This window comes from Bradyrhizobium genomosp. III (assembly GCF_000261705.1).
In the GTDB taxonomy this organism is placed as follows: domain Bacteria; phylum Pseudomonadota; class Alphaproteobacteria; order Rhizobiales; family Xanthobacteraceae; genus Bradyrhizobium; species Bradyrhizobium ottawaense.
The window spans coordinates 1-1,263 of the sequence record NZ_AJQF01000589.1; the positions used below are offsets into that span (position 1 = coordinate 1).

Annotated in this window: 1 protein-coding gene; it reads left to right on the forward strand. The window is 56.3% G+C overall.

The features are described 5' to 3' along the window. Positions 1–875: hypothetical protein (locus IC66_RS0142280; protein ID WP_244429257.1), on the forward strand; the 875-nt coding region annotated here is incomplete at its 5' end. Positions 876–1,263 lie beyond the last annotated feature (388 nt).

The following is a 1,263-nucleotide window of genomic DNA, read 5'->3' on the forward strand; positions in this document are numbered from 1 at the left end:
CGCCGTATCACTCAGCTCTGATTCCGGGTACTAGGCTGGTGTTTTTGTACTTCGTGAGCGTGCTTGCGGCCTTGCTTTTGCTGGTGGTGAGCAACCGCGGAGCCATGGCAAAACGCTCCGGCTATCGGAGTGATTGTGCCGGGATGCTGATTGTTTCTTCCATCCTACTTGTTGATAATTTTCAGTCGGAATGCCAAGCCCTCCATCTTTTCAGTGACAACCAGCCCATACGAGGGGAGCTCTTTGAGCGGGGTGCGGATCTGTTCAGCTTCAATGGGGCTAATGCGGGTGCACCGTGCAACGCTGTATTGGCTCCTGTGATTCTTCCAGCGCCCTCGCGTCTGCGCTATCGATCGATGACGCTGAGCAGTGACGAGCCGTCAAATTATCCCGACGAAGACGTTCTAAAGAGGAGAGCAGACAAAGGGCCTCGAGTGGCGTCGTTCGCTCCTGCAAGATCGTTCCGGCAGAATGGTCCGGCTCTCCGTGCGGAGGCGCCTGTCGGTTCGATGCTGATGCAGAGGCTAGTTTCTTTGGCATCTCATAGTTTTACGACCTCGGCCGGGGTCAAAATTAGCTTCACGTTGATTATGGCGTCAAACCCGAGCGGTACTGCTTTTGGTCCACAGGTCTTAATGGATGCCGACAGTAAAGCTTTGGTCTGCGAGATCTCGCCCATGGATGCGGAAAGCATCTCTGCGTTTCGGCACTCGCTGGCGCAAGCCTTTGTTCAACAAGCGGCGAATCCCGGTGGGGGGCTCCCGAGCAAGGATGTCGATGATTTGTTTGCGAACAACTGGGCTGCTAATGCAACAAATGGCATTATGGGCGGTTGCCTGCTCGGGAATAATAATGAAAGCGGAAGGATAGTGTAGCGCAGCACATGGGTTGTCACGAACTCCACGAACGAGTCCGGGCCGCCAGATCCGGAATGTCCCTCTTCAACTCCTGTAACAGGAGGGCGTAATTCGCCCGATATGCTCGTCGCCCAGCCATTCCATGTCGTCGAGCACCGCCCGCTGGCCGTGGAGCGAGCCGAATTGAAAAGTGCAGTGCCTGCCGTCGCTTGATAATCGTGTGGACGCGTCGGGTTGCGGGCCATTAGCGCACAACTGGCAGGCAGCTCTTCATAGCTTAGGCGTCGGCGATCGACCATCTGGTCCGTCCCATCGAACACAGGCGGCGCGCCCTCATCAATTGCCATCTGGGCTGACGAGCGCTTGCGCGCACTAGGGTCTGTACCTAAATAGCGCCACGTGATTC